Origin of the sequence: Microbulbifer harenosus (assembly GCF_005771435.1) — a bacterium.
Lineage (GTDB): Bacteria > Pseudomonadota > Gammaproteobacteria > Pseudomonadales > Cellvibrionaceae > Microbulbifer > Microbulbifer harenosus.
On record NZ_VANI01000010.1, the window covers coordinates 178470 to 198035 of the forward strand.

At 60.2% G+C, this 19566-nt stretch carries 17 protein-coding genes; 8 read left to right on the top strand and 9 right to left on the bottom strand.

Annotated features, from left to right (window positions below; translation table 11 throughout):
* Nucleotides 1–51: 51 nt before the first annotated feature.
* Genes FDY93_RS10240 through FDY93_RS10250 form a run of 3 tightly spaced genes read right to left on the bottom strand, consistent with a single transcriptional unit; the run spans nt 52 to nt 3787 of the window.
* On the bottom strand, nt 52–2412 hold the full coding sequence (locus FDY93_RS10240; protein ID WP_138235641.1) for a PqiB family protein: 2361 nt from the start codon (nt 2410–2412) through the stop codon (nt 52–54).
* Nucleotides 2409–3080, bottom strand: a complete 672-nt coding sequence (locus FDY93_RS10245; protein WP_240914053.1) for a paraquat-inducible protein A — start codon at nt 3078–3080, stop codon at nt 2409–2411. Before FDY93_RS10245 ends, FDY93_RS10240 begins: the two co-directional genes overlap by 4 nt.
* Complete coding sequence (locus FDY93_RS10250; protein ID WP_138235642.1) at nt 3077–3787, bottom strand: paraquat-inducible protein A; 711 nt, start codon at nt 3785–3787, stop codon at nt 3077–3079. The genes FDY93_RS10245 and FDY93_RS10250 overlap by 4 nt, the downstream gene beginning before the upstream one ends.
* A 430-nt stretch (nt 3788–4217) precedes the next feature.
* On the opposite strand from FDY93_RS10250, the gene FDY93_RS10255 reads away from it, so the two are divergent.
* Together FDY93_RS10255 and FDY93_RS10260 are read left to right on the top strand one after the other, a co-directional pair.
* Nucleotides 4218–5732 carry a TolC family outer membrane protein gene (locus tag FDY93_RS10255; protein WP_138235643.1) on the top strand — a complete coding sequence of 505 codons (1515 nt, stop codon included), beginning with the start codon at nt 4218–4220 and terminating at the stop codon, nt 5730–5732.
* Between the two features lie 157 nt (nt 5733–5889).
* Nucleotides 5890–6912, top strand: a complete 1023-nt coding sequence (locus tag FDY93_RS10260) for an NAD-dependent epimerase (protein WP_138235644.1) — start codon at nt 5890–5892, stop codon at nt 6910–6912.
* Nucleotides 6913–6915: 3 nt separating this feature from the next.
* On the opposite strand, the gene FDY93_RS10265 is transcribed toward FDY93_RS10260, so the two are convergent.
* Nucleotides 6916–7659 carry a 3-deoxy-D-manno-octulosonic acid kinase gene (locus FDY93_RS10265; RefSeq protein ID WP_138235645.1) on the bottom strand — a complete coding sequence of 248 codons (744 nt, stop codon included), beginning with the start codon at nt 7657–7659 and terminating at the stop codon, nt 6916–6918.
* Nucleotides 7660–7796: 137 nt separating this feature from the next.
* Entirely contained in the window at nt 7797–8696 is a 900-nt protein-coding gene (locus tag FDY93_RS10270) for a glycosyltransferase (RefSeq protein WP_171018957.1), read from the bottom strand.
* A 253-nt stretch (nt 8697–8949) separates the two neighbouring features.
* On the opposite strand from FDY93_RS10270, the gene FDY93_RS10275 reads away from it, so the two are divergent.
* Both FDY93_RS10275 and FDY93_RS10280 read left to right on the top strand, forming a co-directional pair.
* Nucleotides 8950–9786 (top strand): glycosyltransferase family 2 protein, encoded by an 837-nt coding sequence (locus tag FDY93_RS10275; RefSeq protein ID WP_138235647.1) that lies wholly within the window; start codon nt 8950–8952, stop codon nt 9784–9786.
* A gap of 61 nt (nt 9787–9847) precedes the next feature.
* Complete coding sequence (locus FDY93_RS10280; RefSeq protein ID WP_138235648.1) at nt 9848–10741, top strand: glycosyltransferase; 894 nt, start codon at nt 9848–9850, stop codon at nt 10739–10741.
* Between the two features lie 89 nt (nt 10742–10830).
* On the opposite strand, the gene waaA is transcribed toward FDY93_RS10280, so the two are convergent.
* Together waaA and FDY93_RS10290 are read right to left on the bottom strand one after the other, a co-directional pair.
* Nucleotides 10831–12168, bottom strand: a complete 1338-nt coding sequence (waaA, locus tag FDY93_RS10285; protein ID WP_138235649.1) for a lipid IV(A) 3-deoxy-D-manno-octulosonic acid transferase — start codon at nt 12166–12168, stop codon at nt 10831–10833.
* A 46-nt stretch (nt 12169–12214) separates the two neighbouring features.
* Nucleotides 12215–13129 (bottom strand): glycosyltransferase family 2 protein, encoded by a 915-nt coding sequence (locus FDY93_RS10290; RefSeq protein WP_166219525.1) that lies wholly within the window; start codon nt 13127–13129, stop codon nt 12215–12217.
* Nucleotides 13130–13302: 173 nt separating this feature from the next.
* Between FDY93_RS10290 and FDY93_RS10295 the strand changes: the two genes are divergently transcribed.
* Together FDY93_RS10295 and FDY93_RS10300 are read left to right on the top strand one after the other, a co-directional pair.
* Complete coding sequence (locus tag FDY93_RS10295) at nt 13303–14421, top strand: glycosyltransferase family 4 protein (RefSeq protein ID WP_138235651.1); 1119 nt, start codon at nt 13303–13305, stop codon at nt 14419–14421.
* A 10-nt stretch (nt 14422–14431) separates the two neighbouring features.
* The gene (locus tag FDY93_RS10300) at nt 14432–15100 is read left to right on the top strand and encodes a YrbL family protein (RefSeq protein WP_138235652.1); all 669 of its coding nucleotides are present in this window, start codon (nt 14432–14434) and stop codon (nt 15098–15100) included.
* Here the strand turns inward: FDY93_RS10300 and FDY93_RS10305 are convergent.
* Both FDY93_RS10305 and FDY93_RS10310 read right to left on the bottom strand, forming a co-directional pair.
* Nucleotides 15087–16142 carry a glycosyltransferase family 4 protein gene (locus tag FDY93_RS10305; RefSeq protein ID WP_138235653.1) on the bottom strand — a complete coding sequence of 352 codons (1056 nt, stop codon included), beginning with the start codon at nt 16140–16142 and terminating at the stop codon, nt 15087–15089. The genes FDY93_RS10300 and FDY93_RS10305 overlap by 14 nt on opposite strands.
* Complete coding sequence (locus FDY93_RS10310) at nt 16139–17065, bottom strand: mitochondrial fission ELM1 family protein (RefSeq protein WP_138235654.1); 927 nt, start codon at nt 17063–17065, stop codon at nt 16139–16141. The genes FDY93_RS10305 and FDY93_RS10310 overlap by 4 nt, the downstream gene beginning before the upstream one ends.
* Before the next feature lie 223 nt (nt 17066–17288).
* On the opposite strand from FDY93_RS10310, the gene FDY93_RS10315 reads away from it, so the two are divergent.
* Together FDY93_RS10315 and FDY93_RS10320 are read left to right on the top strand one after the other, a co-directional pair.
* Nucleotides 17289–18314, top strand: coding sequence for a glycosyltransferase family protein (locus FDY93_RS10315; RefSeq protein ID WP_138235655.1), 1026 nt, complete (start codon nt 17289–17291; stop codon nt 18312–18314).
* Complete coding sequence (locus FDY93_RS10320) at nt 18298–19563, top strand: O-antigen ligase family protein (RefSeq protein ID WP_138235656.1); 1266 nt, start codon at nt 18298–18300, stop codon at nt 19561–19563. Before FDY93_RS10315 ends, FDY93_RS10320 begins: the two co-directional genes overlap by 17 nt.
* Nucleotides 19564–19566 lie beyond the last annotated feature (3 nt).

The following is a 19566-nucleotide window of genomic DNA, read 5'->3' on the forward strand; positions in this document are numbered from 1 at the left end:
CCTGACGGATCCCGAAACCGCGGGTGACGAATCACTGACAGGCTTCTGGATTTATTTGAAACTTTCTTCCAGCGCCGGGTAAAGCTCAATTTTCGGGCTCCACAGCAGCCAGTCATTTTCCGGCTTGCCATACAGTGGATAGTGGCTGCCGGATTCCACTTCAAGCCCCATCTCCGCATTGTTCGGTGTGGCGAAGGCGATACCGCCGGCAAGCAGCGCCTGGGCGGATTCCGTGTGCACGTCGAGCCCGGTCATCACCCCGAAATTCACGTCCACCCCGCTGGCATTCCAGAACTTCGAGTGTTCCCGCACCAGAGTGCGGAACTGCGGCTCAATATAAACATAGATGTAAACCCGGTCCGCCAGTTCCCCCAACTGGTAGCCGGTCACCTGCCCCACCTGCACCTGGCGGTAGTAGACCGGACTGCCACGCTTGAGGGAGCCTCGCCGCGGTGCGTCCAGAATCAGCGCCAGCCCCGGCATCATCATGGTGTCCGCCAGATCCGGTTCCGGCTTCGCGGCCAGCGCGACGAATTCCGTTTGCGGTTCACCGCCGGCGCCGGGTTCCAGCTCCAGGAAAGGCCCGGTGACCAGAGTATCCAGATGATCGACACCGCCGAGCCCGATTTTCGGCCCCACCACCCACATCCGCGTACCACTGCGGGCAAAGCGCTCTGCGCGCCGATAGAGTCGCGCGCGGGCGCGCACACCGTCCAGATTCAGATTGAGCCGCATGGCGGTGATTTCCCCCACCTGAATGCCGCGGTAGCGCAGCGGCGCCCCCACCTTGAGCCCTTCGTCACCGGTGAGGTCAATGTAGATATTGATACCCTCCTCCATGGCCTCGTCGCGGCTGCCATACAACGGGAAACTGTCTCCGCTGACCGCCTGCCCGGCGCTCTTACTGTCGTGGGGGCCGCTGCCAAAGGCAATGCCACCGCGCACCATCGACAATAGAGAATCCGTCTCCACTTCGATGCCCTTGAGGCTGGCGCTGGCGCGCAGGCCGCTTACATTCCAGAAGCGACTTTCATTGTTCACCAAGTGGGCGTAGGGCGGGTCGATGACCACGTACACCTCAACGCCCGAACCATCTCCCTTCAATGCCATGCCCTGCACGCGCCCCACCTCCATCTGCCGGTAGTAGAGCGAGGCGCCGCGCTGTAGCGACCCGGTATTGCGCGCGGTGAGTGTCAGGTGCAGTCCCGGCACCCTTGGATCCCGCGGCGGCGGCGACGCGTGGGCATCAAACTCCCGTACCGAGCGCTGCCCCCGGCGCAGGTCCACCTCAATACGGTTGCCCTTGAGTAAATCGTTGACCCCGGAGGTGAAATCGAGTGTTGGCGGCGCCAGCCAGAACTGGGTGTTTTCACTCAACAGGTCGTCGGTAATGGGGTCCATCAGAACCTTCACCGACATGCCGTCAATATTCTTGTTGGCTTCGACGCTGCTCACTTCCCCAACCTGGATGCCCTGATATATCACCTGGGTGGAACCCTCGGAAAGGCTGACCCCGCGATCAAAGTTGAGGGTGATGGGTATACCGGCATCCGCCTCGGCAAAACTCTTGTACAGCTTGAATTCGTTGCCATCCACCGCCAGTGGTGAATTCTGCTGGGCATCGGGGGTATAGAAACTCACACCGCCGGCAATCAGCGAGGCAAGAGACTCCAACTCCACATTGACCCCGCTGATTCCGCCCTGAATCGACACGCCGGACGCATTCCAGAAACGGCTGCCCCGATGCACCAGATGCGCGTATTCACGGCGGATGAACAGATTGATCTCCACCTCACTCGCATCTTCCGCCAGGCGGTAATTCTCTACCTGCCCCACCTCCAGCTGGCGGTAATACACCGGGGCCCCACGGCTGAGAGAAGCCAGACGCGCGGACTTGAGCGTGACGCGCAGGCCGTCGCCACGCACATAGGCGGGAGGCTCGACCACCGCAACGAAGTGCCTCTGCGGCGGACCACTGCCCGGCTCCACCGCAATGTAGTTACCGGAAACCAGTGTCTCCAGGCCGCGCACCCCGGTGAGGGACACTTCCGGCCTGACCACCCAGAACTTGGTGTCTTTCGTCAGCAGGTAGCCGGCACTGCGGTTGAAGGTAACTTCCGCCAGCACCCCATCCTGGCCGTTCAGTTCCTTGGCGTTTGGCACAAGCCTGAAATCGTTAACCACGCCGATTTCCACACCGGAGTATTTCACCGACGTCTTTCCTTTCACCAGGCCATCGCCGCTGGAAAACAGGATGGTGGCGCGGATATCGCCTTGGGTGAAATCCTTGTACAACAGCCACACAGCGATCAGGGCCGCGATCAACGGCAGTAGCCACACCAGCGAAAGGCCGCGACTGCGGCGCGCCACACCTTCCGGCTGGGTATCGTATTCGACCTGAGGATCGCTCATTCGCGCTCCTCATCCCGGGCTTTGCTGTCGACTGCCGCCATTTTTTCTTCGTAAATATCCCAGATCAAACGCGGATCAAATGCCCGCACCGCAAACATGGTGACCACCACGACGGTGGCAAATGCCGTACTGCCTGCGCCCGCGGCCACCTCGGCGATGGCTCCCATATCCACCAACGCCACCAGTATGGAAATCATGAACAGATCCAGTAGCGACCAGCGGCCAATGGCATTCACCACCCGGTAAATCCGCATTGCCTGGCGCGGCGCCACGTCCAGGCGCCACTGCACGATCAGGCACAGGATCACCAGCCCCACCAGTTTCATTACCGGTACCGCGACACTCGCCACAAACACGATCAGAGCAATACCCCACAGACCGTTCTGATACAGCTCCAGCGTGCCGCCGACAATGGTGCTCGGCTCGCCCGCGCCCAGGTAGATCACCGTCATGACCGGCAGGATATTCGCCGGAATCAGCAGCAGCGCGCCGGTGATGGTGAGCGCCCAGGTGAGCATGATGCTGCCCTCCACCCGTCCGTGCATGCGCGCGCCACAGCGCGGACAGAGACAGGAGAGGGTATTGCGCTTTTCCGGCGCCTTCACCAGCAGGCGACAGCCGAGGCAGGTCCAGAACCCCTGAGACAGGGCGCGCGCCGGTCGGTTCATTGTGCTGCCTTCCTATCTTTGTCTCCGCCGCCGGTCGCTGCCGCGCGCCGCGCCAACCTCGCCCACACGGTTTCCGCATCGAACGACACGGTGGCCGCGCTGGAAATCACCATCATCGCAACAAAACAATAGAGCCCCGGCTCCACCGTCATCTTGCCGAGATCCGACATTTTCACCAGCGCCACCAGAATGCCGAGCATGTAAACATCCAGCATGCCCCACTCCTGCAGGTGGTGATACCAGCGCAACGCGCGTGCCACCGGCTTTGCCAGCGAGGCCCAGCCGCTACCCCAGCAGATAAAAGCAAGCAGCAGAAATTTGCCGAGCGGTGCCAGCACACTGCAGAACAGTACGATCGACGCGAGCCACATGTAACCGGCGGCAAACAGTGCCTGCACGCCATTCAGCAGGGTGTTTTCGGCTCCGAAGGAAAACAGGGAAAACTCCAGCAACGGCAGGGTTGCAGAGGGAATAAACAGCAGCAGTCCACTCAGGCTCAGGGCCGCGGTATGGGCAACACTGCGCTCCATATTGCGATGCAGCGTGGCCCCGCAGCGCGGGCACAGCAGCCGCTGCCCCACCGGCGCATGGGCGCGGGTAAGCAACAGATCGCACTGGTGACAGGCGCGCTGCCAGACGCGGGGCTGCCCGGCATCTAATAGCTGCGGCCTGTACTGCTGTGCGTCTTGCCCGGAGTCCTGCTCCATGTCCCGCCAACTTCCTGCTCGTTAGAATATTTCGCCGCGGCCGCACCAGGACTGCATCCGCCAGCGGTCGATACCGCGTCACAAAGGTCGGGAAATGCCCAGGCGTGCCGGTCAGAGGTTGATTTTGGTTACTGGACGCACATTCGCGTCAGCTTAACGAAGATATACCAATTTGCCCCGACCGTCGCCTCGACGCTCCTGCGGCCGAAGGGTACACTCTCGCGACCGCAGGCCCGGACTCCGTCTTGAATCCATGTATTCAGCGGAATAACAACACCGCCCCGGGCCAAGCCAGCGCCGCCTTCAGAGCACATTACAGACTGGCTCCACTCCTTATAACAAGGAAAGCGGGGTTTACAGGAAAGCCCGGAGCAGAATCCATTGCTACCGGAAACTTGAAGACCGCAGCTGTCACAGGAAATCAACAGTAATGACAAGAAGTGCAAAAGGGCGCCTCGCTCACCAATTTGGCCGCCCGCTCAAATCTCTGCTCGCCGCCGCTGTCATCGGCCTGGGTACCGGTCTCGGCGCGGTACAGGCCCAGGCAGATACCCTGTGGGAAGTGTACCTGCAGGCGCTCGACAACGACCCGCAGCTGGCCGCCGACCGCGCCGCCTACCGCGCCGGCCTTGAAGCGAAAAACCTCGGCCGCTCCGCGCTGTTGCCGCAGATTAGTGCCTCCGCCGAAATCAACAGAACCAAAACCGATTTCGACTCCGTTGGCACCAACCTGGTTGATGGTGTCGGTATCGTCAACATAAATACCGAAGGCGACAGTGACGTCGACAGCACGGTATACGGCGCCCGGCTCGACCAGGCACTGTTCGATCTGCCCGCGTGGTTCGGCTACAAACAGGGCAAAACCGTCAGCGAGCAGGCCACCGCCGAGTTCAGCGCCAACCAGCAAGACATGATGATCCGCGTTGCCAGCGCCTACTTTAACGTGCTGCGCGCCCATGACGTACTGGAAGCCGCTATCTCTGAGGAAGAGGCCCTGGCCAAGCAGCTGGAGCAGACCCAGCAGCGCTTCGAGGTGGGTCTGAGCGCGATTACCGACGTGTATGACTCCCGCTCCGCTTACGACAGCGCCGTGGCGCGCCGACTCACCGCACAGGACGATCTGCTGAGCCGGTTTGACGCGCTGTCGGTACTGACCGGTACACACCACGATGTGGTGGCGCCGCTGCAACCGAGCTTTACCGTCGCCGCACCGGACCCCGCGGATCGCGCCGCCTGGGTCGACTTCGCACTGGCCAACAACTACACCCTGAAAGCGGCCCGCCTGAACTCTGATGCCTCCCGCTACAATGCCCGCGCGGCAGCGGCAGAACATCTGCCTACTATTACCGGCTCCCTGATGTACCAGGACAGCACCGAGGACGGCAGCAGCAGTTCGACCAGTTTTGTACCTAGAACCGGTGATACATTCTTCAACTCTGCCCCCGTAGATGCCAGCACAGAAGTAAGAATGGCCGCCATCAACTTGACCATGCCGCTCTATACCGGCGGCCGCCTCAGCGCCAGCCGCCGCGAAGCGCGCAACCTGGCGTTCCAGGCGGAAGACCTGCGCAACCTGACCGAGCGCAACACCATCCAGAACACCCGCACCCTGCACCGCGCCGTCACTACCGACACCGCGCGTGTGGAGGCCCGTGAGCAGGCAGTGGTTTCCGCCAAAAGTGCACTGGATGCCACCCAGGCCGGTTACGAGGTGGGCACCCGCAATATCGTCGACGTGCTGCTGGCCCAGCGCACCCTGGCACAGTCCCAGACCGATTACGCCAATGCGCTGTACGACTACATCCTCAACACCCTGAACCTGAAGCTGGTGGCGGGGCTGTTGGGACCAGCGGATCTGCAACAACTGGATGCGAGCCTGAACCCGGCGATGCCGGTGTCCCGCGCACATATCCTCGACAGCGGTGCCGCGCCCCTCAGCAAATAAGGTAGGCAAATCAGAATACCCGCGCAGAAATCAAAGGCCGGCACTGTTATAGTGCCGGCCTTTTTTATGGGCTGACTACAATGTCGGGACATCCATTGCGAAATCCGGGGATGTACGTCCGCCACACCCACTGGCTAACTGCGGTCTGACTCAATCCATGAAGTATCTGATCACTGGCAATGCGGGCTTTATCGGCTTTCATGTGGCGAACACCCTGATGGCGCGGGGAGATGCCGTCGTGGGCATCGACAATGTCAACGGCTACTACGATACGGCCCTGAAGGAGGATCGGCTGCGCGCGCTGGACATCACCGCCCAGCAAAGCGGTGCCGAATACGCGTTTGTGCGCGCCAATATCGCCGATCGCGCTGCCCTCGACCGCTGCTTTGAACAACACCGTTTCGACCGTGTGATCCACCTCGCCGCCCAGGCCGGAGTGCGCCACTCCATCGACCACCCGGAAGACTATGTCGAGAGCAATCTGGTGGGGTTCTCCAACCTGCTGGAAACCTGTCGCCAGGCCGCCATCCCGCACCTGACCTACGCCAGCACCAGCAGCGTATACGGCGGCAATACCCGCATGCCATTCAGCGAGGATCACGGCGCCGACCACCCGCTGCAGTTCTACGCCGCCACCAAGCGCGCCAACGAGCTGATGGCTCACAGTTACAGCCACCTGTTCCGCCTGCCCACCACCGGACTGCGCTTCTTTACCGTGTATGGCCCCTGGGGACGCCCGGATATGGCGCTGTTCAAGTTCACCCGTCTGATTCTCGAGGGCAAGCCAATCCCGGTGTTCAATCGGGGCCACCACAGCCGGGATTTCACCTATATCGATGACATAGTGCAGGGTGTGATCCAGTCCAGTGACCAGATCGCGAGCCCGGACACCGACTGGTCCGGAGACGCACCGACCCCCTCTACCAGCAGCGCGCCCTACCGTATTTTCAATATTGGCAACGGCGACCCTGCGCAGCTATCGGACTATATTGACGCACTGGAAGACGCGCTGGGGAAAAAGGCGATTCGCGAACTGCTGCCGATGCAGCCGGGGGACATTCCGGATACCCACGCGGACACCCGCAGGCTGCAACAGGCCACCGGCTACAAACCCGACACCAGCGTGCGCGAGGGGGTGCGGAAATTCGTGGACTGGTACCGGGAGTACTATTCGGTGTGACCGCTATCCAGCCTGATTTTCAGGCTGGTCAATCGCGGCGCGATAGGCGCGCTCCAGCGCCTGCCAGTTGTCTTCCGCAAAGTGGAATTCGGGACACCGCTTCTGCAGTTTGCAGAGGGAACGGCGCAGACGCGCCACATTGGCATCGGCATCCTGGCGGGACAGCGAGCGGCGGATAGTGCCCTTGTCGAAGTCAATCAGATAAAAGTCGCCACCGCCGGTCAGCAGGATATTGCTGGCGTTCAGATCGGCGTGATACACATTTTTGTGGTGGAAACGCGCAATCAGTGCACCCAACTTTGCCCATGCCTCATTGTCCAGCGGTCTTTCGCGCAGTATTTCGGTCAGGGTGCGCGAATCGGGAATCCGCTCGGTAATCAGCGCACCCCGGTAGGCCAGCGGCGGCACGCTGACACAGCGCGCTGCCACCGGGCGCGGCACCGGCAGACCCAGCTCGCGCATGGCCCGCAGCATATTGAACTCCCGCCAGACGCGGGTGTTGGACAGAGGGCTGTACAGGTAAGTCTTTTCCACCAGACGCCCGATCAATCCGCCGCGGTGATACTGTTTGAACACCAGCTCCCGGCCGCGGTAGGCAAACATGACCGCCTTGCCGCGCTCCACCAGCGCGCAGCGGCTATTGGCCGCAAGCCAATCGCAATGGAACAGCTTCTCGCAGCCGGCATCCACCACTTCATCGTCGTAGATCACCCGGGCGAGTTTGCTTGTGAACTGCCGATACCCCACAGAATATTTACCCTAATTTTGCCGTCATCCTGCTTTTATATTGCAACCCGGTTCCGTCTCAGGTCTTATTTTGGAAACAAAAGTCCTACGCATTCTAACGCTGTCCGCGCCAGCCCCCAATAGCGCGCCCGTCCCGATCAGCCGAACAGCCCGCGTAGTTTGCGCTCCAGACGGTCCAGCAGTTTTAACCAGCCGGCGCCTTGCATGGGGTCGTAAGCCCAGGGCGTTTTCAACTCGCCACGGGTCGTTTTGAGCCAATCTTCCGCCACCGGCAGACGCGCGGGCTCCGCCTGCTTCAGCGCCTGCACTTCGCTATCCGGCATAATCTGCAGCGGATACAAACCGCAGCGGCGCGACCACTCCCCAAAGCGCAGTGCCAGCGACTTCTGTTTGCCGCGGTAGGCGCGCCCATTGGGCAGCCACATGGAAAAAGGCGCGCGCATGCGCGCCATGCGGCAGAACAGCTGTGCCGCCTTGCGGTTGTTGACCGACTCCCCCACCTCAAAGCGCCACTCCACCTGCCGCAAACGCTTGGGGTCGGCAATCAGCAGCGCGGAAAACCAGGTGCCGGTGGAGCGCTTCTGTGGATACCAGAACCAGTAGCCGCGCTCGCGGTCAAAGCGAAAATCCCGATCGGCTTTTTTGCGCAGGGAAAAGCCGCGCACAAAGGCCGGGGAAACAAAACCGAGATCCGGCTGCTGCTCGAAGCTCCGGCGCAGGTCCTGCACATCTTCATCGGACAGTGCGCGCACCATCTGGGTGTCGTCCTGCAGAAAGCACATCAACTGGTCGTCTGCGGCCATCTCAAACGCGGCCTGCATATTCGCGTAGAGGCCACCGAGTTTGTGGCCGGAGTCCGCGGTCTTGTCGATGACCTCATGGCGCCTGGCAATGTCCACCAGGATCCGGCGGGTCTCCGGATCGTTGCTGCCGTCGTCGATCACCGTCAACCTGCACTGCGGCGCGCAAGCCTCAATGGAGCGGACACAGTTCTCCAGAAATGGACCACGATTGAAGGAAAAAACAAAAATATGCATGGGCTCTCGGCTTACACAGTGCAGTTTGCTGGGCCGGCGCAGCATACCAAAAGCTGCCTGCCACTGCCGTGACTTATCGTTCCCAGCCACAACTTCACCGCCATAGCGTGGCAACGCCAGATGACACCCGGATGAATCCACGCCTCAGGCCAATGGGGCCAGTTGGACGGTCGCAATACCCTTGGCAATGGGTTAAATTCCCCGGCCCGCCCCCGGCGGCGATAAAGTAACAGCGGAATCACTCGGAATATCCATGAACCTGTCCGTCATCATGACCACCTACAACTCCCCCGTATGGCTGGAAAAAGTGCTGTGGGGCTACAGCTGCCAGACGGAAATGCCGTTGGAAGTGATCGTCGCCGACGACGGCTCGCGCCCGGAAACCGGTGAATTGGTGGCGCGGCTGCGGGAGGAGAGCGGGCTGGATATCCGCCATGTGTGGCAGCGCGACGACGGTTTCCGCAAGTGCCGGATTCTCAACAAGGCAATCCTCCACGCCCGCGGCGACTACATCGTCTTCACCGACGGCGACTGTATTCCACGCGCGGATTTCCTCGCCGTGCACAAGCGCCGCGCCGAGCCGGGCTATTTTCTCTCCGGCAGTTACTTCAAGCTGCCTATGAGCACCAGCGAAGCCATCACCAGAGACGACATTCTCTCCGGGCGCTGCTTCGACTATGCCTGGCTGCGCGCCAACGGCCTCAAAACCCGCCGCAAGACCCTGAAACTTCGCGCCAGTGCACGCTGGGCACCGCTGCTCAATCGCCTCACCCCCACCGCGTGCAACCTCAAGGGCTCCAATGCGTCCGCTTGGAAAGCCGACATCCTGAAAGTGAATGGTTTCGACGAACGCATGGCCTGGGGCGGGCTCGACCGCGAATTCGGTGTGCGCCTGGAAAACGCCGGCATCAGGCCGCGACATGTGCGTTTCGACGCCATCTGCGTGCATCTGGATCACCCGCGGGGCTACGCCGATCCGGCGATCGTGGCACGCAACAAGGCACTGCGTCTGCGAGTCGCCAGAGAGGGCGTCATTGAAACCCCGCAGGGAATCCGCCAGTTGCTGGAAAGTGGCTACCAACCTGAATAGTGCGCCCCCTGAATAATCCGCGCCCCGAATAACCCCGAACGCCAATTAACTCAGAACGCCCATGACAAGTCACAAACACTGGTCCGACCCTTTCGTCAGCCGTTTCCTGCGCCTCGCCGCCAGCGGCCTGGTGCCGCCGTCCCTGTTCCAGAAACCGCTGCCGACGGAAACACAGCGCGCGGCGCGCACCGGTGTGCTGGATATCGAGATTGTCAGCCACTGCTGGCAGTACTCGCATTTCCTGATTTACCAGCTGAGCTCGCTGGCGCTGTTCCCGCCCACCAAAGCGACGGTCACCATGACCGTCTACTACAACAGCGAAGACACCCGCACCGCGGCGGTGCTCGATTTTATCGGCCACCAGCAGGTTCCCGGTGTGACCTGGAACTGGTGTGAACTGCCCAAAGAGTCCCTGTTCCGCCGCGCCATCGGCCGCAATCAGGCCGCACTCGCCACTAAAGCCGACTGGATCTGGTTCACCGACTGCGACCTGATGTTCCGCGAGAACTGCATCGACCAGCTGGCAGACCTGCTACAGGGTCGCCGCGACAGCCTGGTGTTCCCATCCCGCGAGCGCATCACCTCATTGCTGGCCGACGACGATCCCATGCTGAACTTCGATCCGGCGGAACTGCGTATCGCCGACATCGACGATACGCGCTTTGTGGAGCAGACGCGCGACCGCGCCACAGGCCCATTGCAGATTGCCCACGGCGACGTGGCCCGCGCCGGCGGTTACTGCGACTGCCTCGCCTACTACCAAAAGCCCGCTGACAGCTGGTGCAAAGCCCACGAGGACCGCGCTTTCCGCTGGCTGCTGGGCACTCAGGGCACACCGCTGGAAATCCCGGGGGTTTACCGCATCCGCCATATCAGCAAGGGGCGATACACCGGCAGCAGGCTCAATACCCAGATCCGCAGCAGCGTGCGCAAGGCGACGGACAAGAGCCAGTAGCGGGCACAACTCCCCGATAATGAAAAAGGCCGACCGCGGAAGCGGTCGGCCTTTTCGTTTGTGTGCGGCGTTTGCCGGAACACACCGGCTCAGCGAGGCATCATGGATTCAACTTCCTGCACGGTGCGCGCCAGCGCACCACTGTTCTGCCCTGCCACCGCGCGGCCGCGAGCACCGGCCTCTTCCCTCAGCGCGGCGTCCCGCAGCCACTGGGCCAGCTGCGCCGCGAGCTGCGAGGCATCGTTCACCACTGCCAGACCGCCGGCTTCCTGCATCAGGCTCGCAACGGTGCTGAAATTGTGCAGGTGCGGGCCGCACACTACCGGCACACCCCAGGCCGCCGGCTCAATCATATTGTGCCCCCCTACCGGCACCAGGCTACCCCCCACGAAGGCCACATCGCACGCACCGTAGAAGCGCAGCAGCTCCCCCATGGAATCTCCCAGTAACACCTGATCACCGGCCGCGGGCGGGCGCCCGTCACTGCGCCGCACTACGGAAAGCCCCCGCTCGCGGCACAGGCGCGCCACACTGTCGAAACGCACCGGATGGCGCGGCACCAGTACCAGCAGCAGGTCGGGAAACTCCCGCAACAGCTGTTGGTGAGCCTCCAGCACCGGCTCGTCCTCGCCGCCGTGGGTACTGGCGGCGAGCCACACAGGCCGTTTCGCAGCCCCGCGCCACTGATGCGACAATACCTGCGCCTCGCTCTCCAGTCCGGAGCCGATATGCAGGTCGAATTTGATATTGCCTACAGCCACCACCCTGTCTGACGGCATTCCCAGGGCGACAAAGCGATCGGCATCCGCGGGATACTGGGCAACCACCTTCATGAGATTTTTCATCATGTCCCGGGCGAGCCCCGGGAAACGCCCATATCCCTTCGCAGACTTGGCGCTGAGACGACCGTTCACAAGTACTGCAGGGATACCGCGCTTATCACAGATCGCCAACAGATTCGGCCACAGCTCCGTTTCCATGCTCACCAGAATGTTCGGGCGCAGCGCATCCAGAAACGGGGTCAGGCATTCCGGCAGATCAAACGGCAGGTAATAGTGCAGCAGCCGCCCATTGAGGATGGGTTCAAGTGCATCGTGCACCCGCTGTGAACCGGTGGGGGTAGTGGTGGTTACCAACCACTGCCAGCGCGGATGGCGCGCGGCCAGTTCCTTGATCAGCGGGATGGCCGCAAGCGTTTCCCCCACCGATACCGAGTGAATCCAGATCAGCGGCGCGCGGCTCGCGCGGTCCGGCACCACCCCGAAACGCTCGCGCCAGCGGCGGCGGGCACCCGGGCGCGACGGCACCAGCCCGAAGCGCTCGCTCCAGCGCTTGCGGTAAGCGGGGTCAGCGCGGCCGCGCCACCACAGATGCAGTAGCATCAGCGGGAGTGTGAGGCGGAAAAACCAAGTGTATAGATGACGCATCTAGTATGTTGTTGCACCCAATCGTGACAAGACTACGTTAACCTTGCTATTCAGCAATTTGGCGATAAAAATCAGATCGAACCCCGATTGCACCGCCGATCAACCCGGCTGAGCGGCAGGCTTTTAACCAGCTGCGATACCCGCTGTCTGTCCGCCCTGTTGCGAAGTACAAAGGCGCACTGATCAAGGCTCCCAGCAACTGCGCCACACCGGACTGAATGATCCCCATGCGGCCACGACCGCAGGCACGCTTCTGCACCGCTTGTGTCGTTCCCGCCGCAAATTTTCTGCGGGACTGCCAGCGCACCGATATCCGCTCTGCTGGAATTACCTCATGGACCACCGCTTCTGCGCAGTAGAGAATTTCAACTCCCCTCGCCGAGACCTCGGTGAAAAAGAGAGTATCTTCCCCTCCCGCAAAAGGGCGACTTTCGTCAAAACGCAAGCTGAGGTCTCGCACCACCGCAATTGGGATAAGTACATTGTTCGTGGCGCAATAGGCGCGCCGCGCACCTGTCGGATATACCTTGCGCTCGAAGAACTCAGCCATCACCGCTCGAGTTCCCTCTGGCACCTCAGCTTTGACCCGCCCACAAATAACCGCGCCGTCTTTTAAAAGGGCGTAATTATAAAGCTGTTCCAGCCAGTCCACTTCGACCCATTCGTCATCGTCCACGAAAACCAGGTAGTCAGCCTCAGCGATGAGCGCCTCCGCGATTGCCCGATTGCGGGCACAGGGGATACCCCTGCGCATTTCATGGCAATAGCCGAGAGAGAAAGGCAACGACGCCTTCATTTCGGCAACCACCGGTTGCGCACTGCCGGCGGGATCATTGTCGATCACGGTGACAAGCAATTGCAGGCTTGAGGGAACTCTCATACCTGCGAAACTTTGCAGCAGACGCCTCAGTTGATCCGGCCGCCGATAACTACAGACACCGATATTCAGTAACCTATCCAATTCCTCCCCTCTGGAGCATGCGGCTCCCTCACAGTAGGGCCGGCAGACTATACCCCCAATTCCGGGATGTCTAGAATGGCTATTTTTTGCGCGAACATCACTACATCGGTATACTTCTGCGCGGATTACATAGCGCCATTCTCTTCACTTCGCGCCCGCACGGACCCCCATTAATGAAAGTCATCCAGCTACTGCCCGCCCTCAATTCCGGCGGTGTGGAACGGGGCACCCTGGACCTGGCCCGCGCCCTGGTGCGTGCGGGCCACGACTCCATCGTCATCTCCAGTGGCGGGCGCCTGGTGCAGCAACTGGAAATGGAAGGCAGCCGGCATATCGCGCTGCCGGTTCATAGAAAATCGCTTGCGAGCCTACTGCAGGTGCGCCCACTGCGCCGGCTCATCCGCGAACTGCAGCCGGATATTCTGCACGTGCGCTCGCGAGTACCCGCCTGGCTTACCTGGCTCGCCTGGCGAAAACTCGACCCGCGCACCCGCCCGCACCTGGTAAGCACCGCCCACGGCCTCTACTCCATCAACCGCTACAGTGCGATCATGGCCAAGGCCGAACAGGTAATCGCCATCTCGGACTGCGTGAAGAGTTATTTGCTGGCGAATTACGCCGCGGACCTGCGCGCAGAGCCAGAGGTGATCTACCGCGGTGTGGATACCGAGGAGTTTTCCACAGATATTCCGCCGCCGGTGGACTGGCTGGAAAACACCTTGGGGGAATTCCCTGCGTTGCGTGATCGCCGCTGGTTATTACTGCCCGGACGCCTCAGCCGCTGGAAGGGACAGGAAGATTTCATCCGTATGATCGCCGCGCTGTCGCGCCAGGAACCGGACATCCACGGGATCGTGCTCGGCGGGGCGGAAAAAAACAAAGAGCATTTCGCCGAGGAACTGCGCGCGTTGGCGGCAGAACTCGGTGTCGCCGACAAAATCACCTTCACCGGACACCGCAGCGACATCCGCGAGTGGTACCGATATGCAGCACTGGTATTCAACCTGTCGAAAAAACCCGAACCCTTCGGACGCACAGTGATTGAGGCCGCCGCCATGGGCAAGCCGATCATCGGCTACGACATCGGCGGACCGGCGGAATCGCTGCGTGCGTGTTTCCCACAGGGTCTGGTGGAAAACGGCAACGGCAGGCAATTGCTTGAAAAAACCCGCGCCCTGCTCGCGAATCCGCAGCCATCGCACCTCGCGGCGGAGTTCACCCTGGACACATTGGCGCAGCGCACCATGGCGCTGTACCAGCGTCTTTTAGAGCAGCGCCCATCACACCCATAGAGCTGACGTTTTGATCGACCTTACCAACGCCGAACCATTCGCCTCCGGCGGCAACCGCCACTGCTACCGCCACCCGCAGTTCGCGGATCGCTGCGTAAAGGTGATGCGACCCGGGCGCGTCGCCGAGCTGCGCAGACGCGCTCCCTGGTATAAGGCGCTGGGCAGTGAACGTCAGTTCGACGACAACGCGCGCGAAGTGGATGGCTACCGGCAGAAGGTGCTAAACAATGCGGAGCCGGCGAGCCCGGTGTGGGCGCACCTGCCGCGCTGGTATGGTGTGGAGGACACGAGTATCGGCGTGGGCGCGGTGTCTGAGCTGATTCTGGATGCGGACGGAGCACCCGGCATCACGCTGGAAAATTACCTGCAGCAGTACGGACTGGACGACACGATCCGCGGCGCGCTGGCGCGCTTTTCACAATGGCTGCGCGCCACCGGTGTACTGACCAAAAACCTGCTGCCGCACAATCTGGTGCTGAGCCATCGCCACGGCCAACCGGAGCTGTTTCTGATCGACGGCCTCGGCAGTGCGGCCTTCCTGCCATTTGCGGAGTATTTCGCTTTTTCCCGCCGGCGCTATATCGAACGCCGTATTGAGAAAATGTGGAAACGTATTCACTGGGAAGTTTCCGACCGATCGCTGTCATGGACACAGGCGGAAAAGCTCAGCCGTCGCTGAGAGCACGCAGGTAGACTTTCCAGGTTTCCCCTGCCATGGCCTCTAGAGTAAGTCTGTTGCGGGCACGGGCAATATAGGGCGCGAAGTCGTCACGCAATCGTTCAAGGTCTCCCAGAGCGGCCGTCAGACGTACCGCCAACGCGGGGATATCCTCTATCTGAACCAGATACTGCGCCGGGATATTTTCCGCCACATAGCCAACGTCCGTCGACACAACCGGGCACCCCGCCAGCAACGCTTCCGCCACCGTATAGGGGCCGCCTTCATAACGGGAAGCGATTACCGTCAGGTCGGCAGCGCGGTACCAATCCGCCACCTGCCGCTGATATCCCATAAAACGCACACTCTCTTCCAGGTTCAGCTCCGCTGCTAACGCCTCCAGCGCCGCACGCTCAGGACCATCGCCCAGTATATAGAGCACAGCGCTGTTCACTTGAGCACGACACCATGCCCGCAGCAGGACATCTACGCCTTTGGCGGGCACCAGACGCGCCACCGAGATCACCACTGCGCGATTGCAGTCCACTTGGTCACAGTGATGCTCACCGGCGGACGGCAAGCGGGTGCCGTTGGGAATAATCGTCCAGTCCAGGGAAGAGTTCGCAACCGTCTTGAGGCTGACCGCAATGCGGTGCTCAAAATGGCGAGCAATCTTGTCTTTGGGGTGGTGTCGGTTGTGACGGGTAATCACCACCCGCGCCCGCAGAAAACGTCGCAGGTTCCACAGCAAGTGGGCGGGTTTACCGCCGTGAGCATGAACCAGGTCGATGCGGTAGCGACGCAATTGCCGTAGCAGGGCAAAATTCAGCACTGGATTGCGGCGGCTGCGGTCCGTATTCATCGGCAGAAACCGCACCCCCTCGGGAAACATGGCTCGATATCTCGGATGCGCGATTACAAATATCTCGGCATCCGTGCTCTCCAACTGCCACTGGCACTGCTCTTGTACATGCTTTTCCAGCCCGCCCGTCTCCTGGCTGGTAAACAGGTGACAAATGCGCAGAGGTGATTCTACCGGAACGATGTCTGAACTAACGATCACAACAGTTGCCCGCCCACTTCCACCTGTTTCAATGTGTTGAGGCCACAGCGACGCAACAGTGCCCGCGCACAGACTATCTGCTGATTGAACGGCTCCCGCGGCGCCCAGGCACCGCCAATCTCCTCTGGGCGATCGCTCAACAGCCCCAGATCCATGAAGCGCTGCACGGCGCTGCGCACCTTGTTAGCCCTGGTGCGACTCGGCAACGGGATGACGCCGATCCTGGCGCGACTCTGCAGGGCTTCAGAGATCATCGACACACTATCCGAGGTCACCCATATCTGTGCCGACCTCGCCATTTGCTCCGCCAGCCACCCGGGCGGGCAACTGCGCCAGCTGTAAAACTCGGCCTTGCTGCCGGCCAGGATTGCCTGCGTGTCTGCAGGTGTGCGGCGGCTGTCCGACACTACCCAACGCAAGGGTTGCTCAAAAAGTCGATCCGCGGTGGTAGCCACCGCTTGTGTATCCCAACGGTAATGCCTGCTGGGTCCGCCGATTAGCAGCAGGCCGCGCCCAGCTTCCGGCTCCAGATCCGGCAATGGCTCGGCAAGTGCACCATGGGTCAGAATCACATTCTCCAGAGGCGGCGGGCGGTCGTGCTCAGGAATAATGGCAAAATCAAACCAGTGCAGAGGGAGGCTTGGCTGCATGATTACCACACTGCGACCACCGAATTGGCGACGGGCGCGCAACATAGGCCAGTGACTACGGTGACCGGCACCCACGATCAGGTCCGGTTTAGGCAACTGGTGCAGCTGTTCAGGTAGCCCACGCCACAATGAGATGCTTAACTCGAGGCAGTGGAGGTCGTGGCAATCCACCGAGTCCGAGCCGAGACAACTGCGCAGCCCGCTGACCAGAGCCGCACTCTGTTTTTCATGGGCGCGATTGCCGTCGAGAAAACGCCAGATGATGAGCCGCAACAGTAGTTCTCCAGATTCCCGCAAATGGCCGTTGAGAAGTGCATCTCGCTTTGAATATCAGCACCCGAAGCCAGCTTTCCGGCGCATGCTAACTCAGTCCGCCGAGGTAATGCATCAAACCTGCCGGAAACATACCTTCAATTTGCTCGCATCGAGGTCGTCAGTATAATGCCCACTCTCTCCGCAGCGGCCCCCCTACCGGCTCATCACCGACAAAATCTCCATGCGCATCATCCACGTCGACAATCACCAGCAGCGAAAATACGGTCACACACGCGTCAGTTGGGCCCTCAAGCTATACACGGGATTGGTACGCGCCGGTCACAATGTTCTGGCGTTCAGTGACCGTGACGTCGCCGCATTCGAGGCGCCGCTTCGCATCCGCGAACTGGGGAGGAAGAAAACCAACCTGCGCCTGCTGCAGACAGTGGAGGCCTTCGAGCCCGATTTGGTTGTGATCGGCCACTGCGACCTGATCGACAATGAGACATTCGCAACAATTCGGCAGCGGCACCCGGACATCGTCATTGCCGCATGCAACAACGACCCACTGTTCGTGCCCACGAATGCTGCCAACATCGCAAAGCGCTGTGAAATCGCCGACGCTATGTTTGTGTCCACCGGCGTCGACGATCTGCAGATTTTCAAAGGTAAACGCGCAGGCCTCTGGCATATGCCCAATCCAGTGGACCCAGCGGTGGAGACTGCGGACGCCAGTGCACTGGCGGCCGACGACCCGCGGCTGCAGACCGACCTGCTGTTCTGTAGCAAGTCACACCAATACACCGAACGCGGCCAGCTGGTCAGTGAGCTCCGTGAGCACCTGCCCGCGGATTTCCGTTTCCACACACCCGGCATGTTCGATCAGCCTACCCTGTGGGGACGCGATTACGAACACAAGCTGGCCGCAAGCAAGATGGGCCTCAACCTGAATCGTCAGGAAGGCTACCAGTGGTACTCCTCTGCCCGTATTGCACAGATGGCCGGCAATGGCTTATTGGTCTTCACTCACGCCGCAGGCCGCTTTGATGATTTCATGCCGGAGGAGACACTGGTATATTTCGACGGTAAAGACTCGCTGGAAGCACGCCTTTTAGAATTCCATCATGACGACGATAAGCGTCGGCACTGGGCTGCGCGATGCCGCGACTTCTTTCACCGTGAAATCAATAATACGCTCTACGCCCAATACATCGTCGAGAGCGCCATGCACCTGCCGTATAGCCATAATTATGTCTGGATCAAATAGCATCACTCTCGACTCCTGCGCCAACGATTACCGCTGGAGCGAACGCTGGGCTTCCGGATTGCTGAAATTAACTGGGGTGGGATTACTTATCCTGGCGTGCGGTTTCTATGTCGTTCCACACGTCGCCAAACTCCAGACAGCCTTTTATCTTACGTTGCTGCTCCCAGCACTCTTGTTATTGATGACAAGGCGGGATCTTTCCTTTCTACTGTCATGGCAATTTGTCGTTTTCTGCACCCTGCCTTTATTACTGGCAATATCCTCGCTATGGGCTTCGAGTGAAGAGGCGGATATTCAGCGTGAGTTTTCCTATTACCTGAAAGTCACACTTTATTTGGCTTTGTTTTACGTGGCCCTGTATCTGACACTGGAAAAGCATGGCGATAAAATATTAGTTCGCATCTTCCAGTGGCTGATCCCCATCGGGATCATTTCCTGTGCAATTTCCTTAATTAATTATGTAGTAGCGGGTGGCCTGGAGAGTTTTCGCCGTATTGGCGGCATATCGCTCGAAGGAGATATCGACAAGACCGGAATGCTTTACGGTTTCCTCGCACTCTTTTGCTGTTACGGTCTTACATTAGGCAAGTATTGGCGCTGGCTGTCCTGGACCGGTCTCTTGCTCTGCTGCATTTACATACTGTTATCACAAACGAAAATCCCGATTGTGATGGTGCTTGTAGCCATAATTCTGGCAACACTAATCAGCGGCGGCTCTCGCTGGCTGAAGGCGCTGCTACTGGTCGGCGGAGTCATCGCCCTGCCCCTTATCTATCTGGCTATATACGGCGACCTGCCTCTTTTACACCGAGACATTGCCTACTCCGCCCGCATCGACCTCTGGCTCATGACCTTCAATCAGTTTGCCGAATCGCCGCTCGTTGGCTCGGGCCTGATGTACAAGCAATTCCTTAATTTGGGTCCAGCCGTACTGCCGCACCCCCACAACTACTTATTCGATATCGCACGCTTTACCGGCTTGATAGGCGTTACTGCTGCTCTGGCTCAATTATTTGCGGCTGCCTGGCCAATGCGTCACCGTAGAACCTGGACCCAGTGGATCCCCGGACTCTACGCTATTTGGCTTGGTTTCGGTGTCCTCGCGATGTTGATTTACGCTCAACAACCCCTGGTAAAACCCAGCTATATCTGGTTCTTTTACTGGATACCACTGGCGGTTTTGCTGGCACGCAGTCAGCTGACCAGCCGTATAAATGCCGATCATCCCAATCCAAAATTTCAAAATTAACAG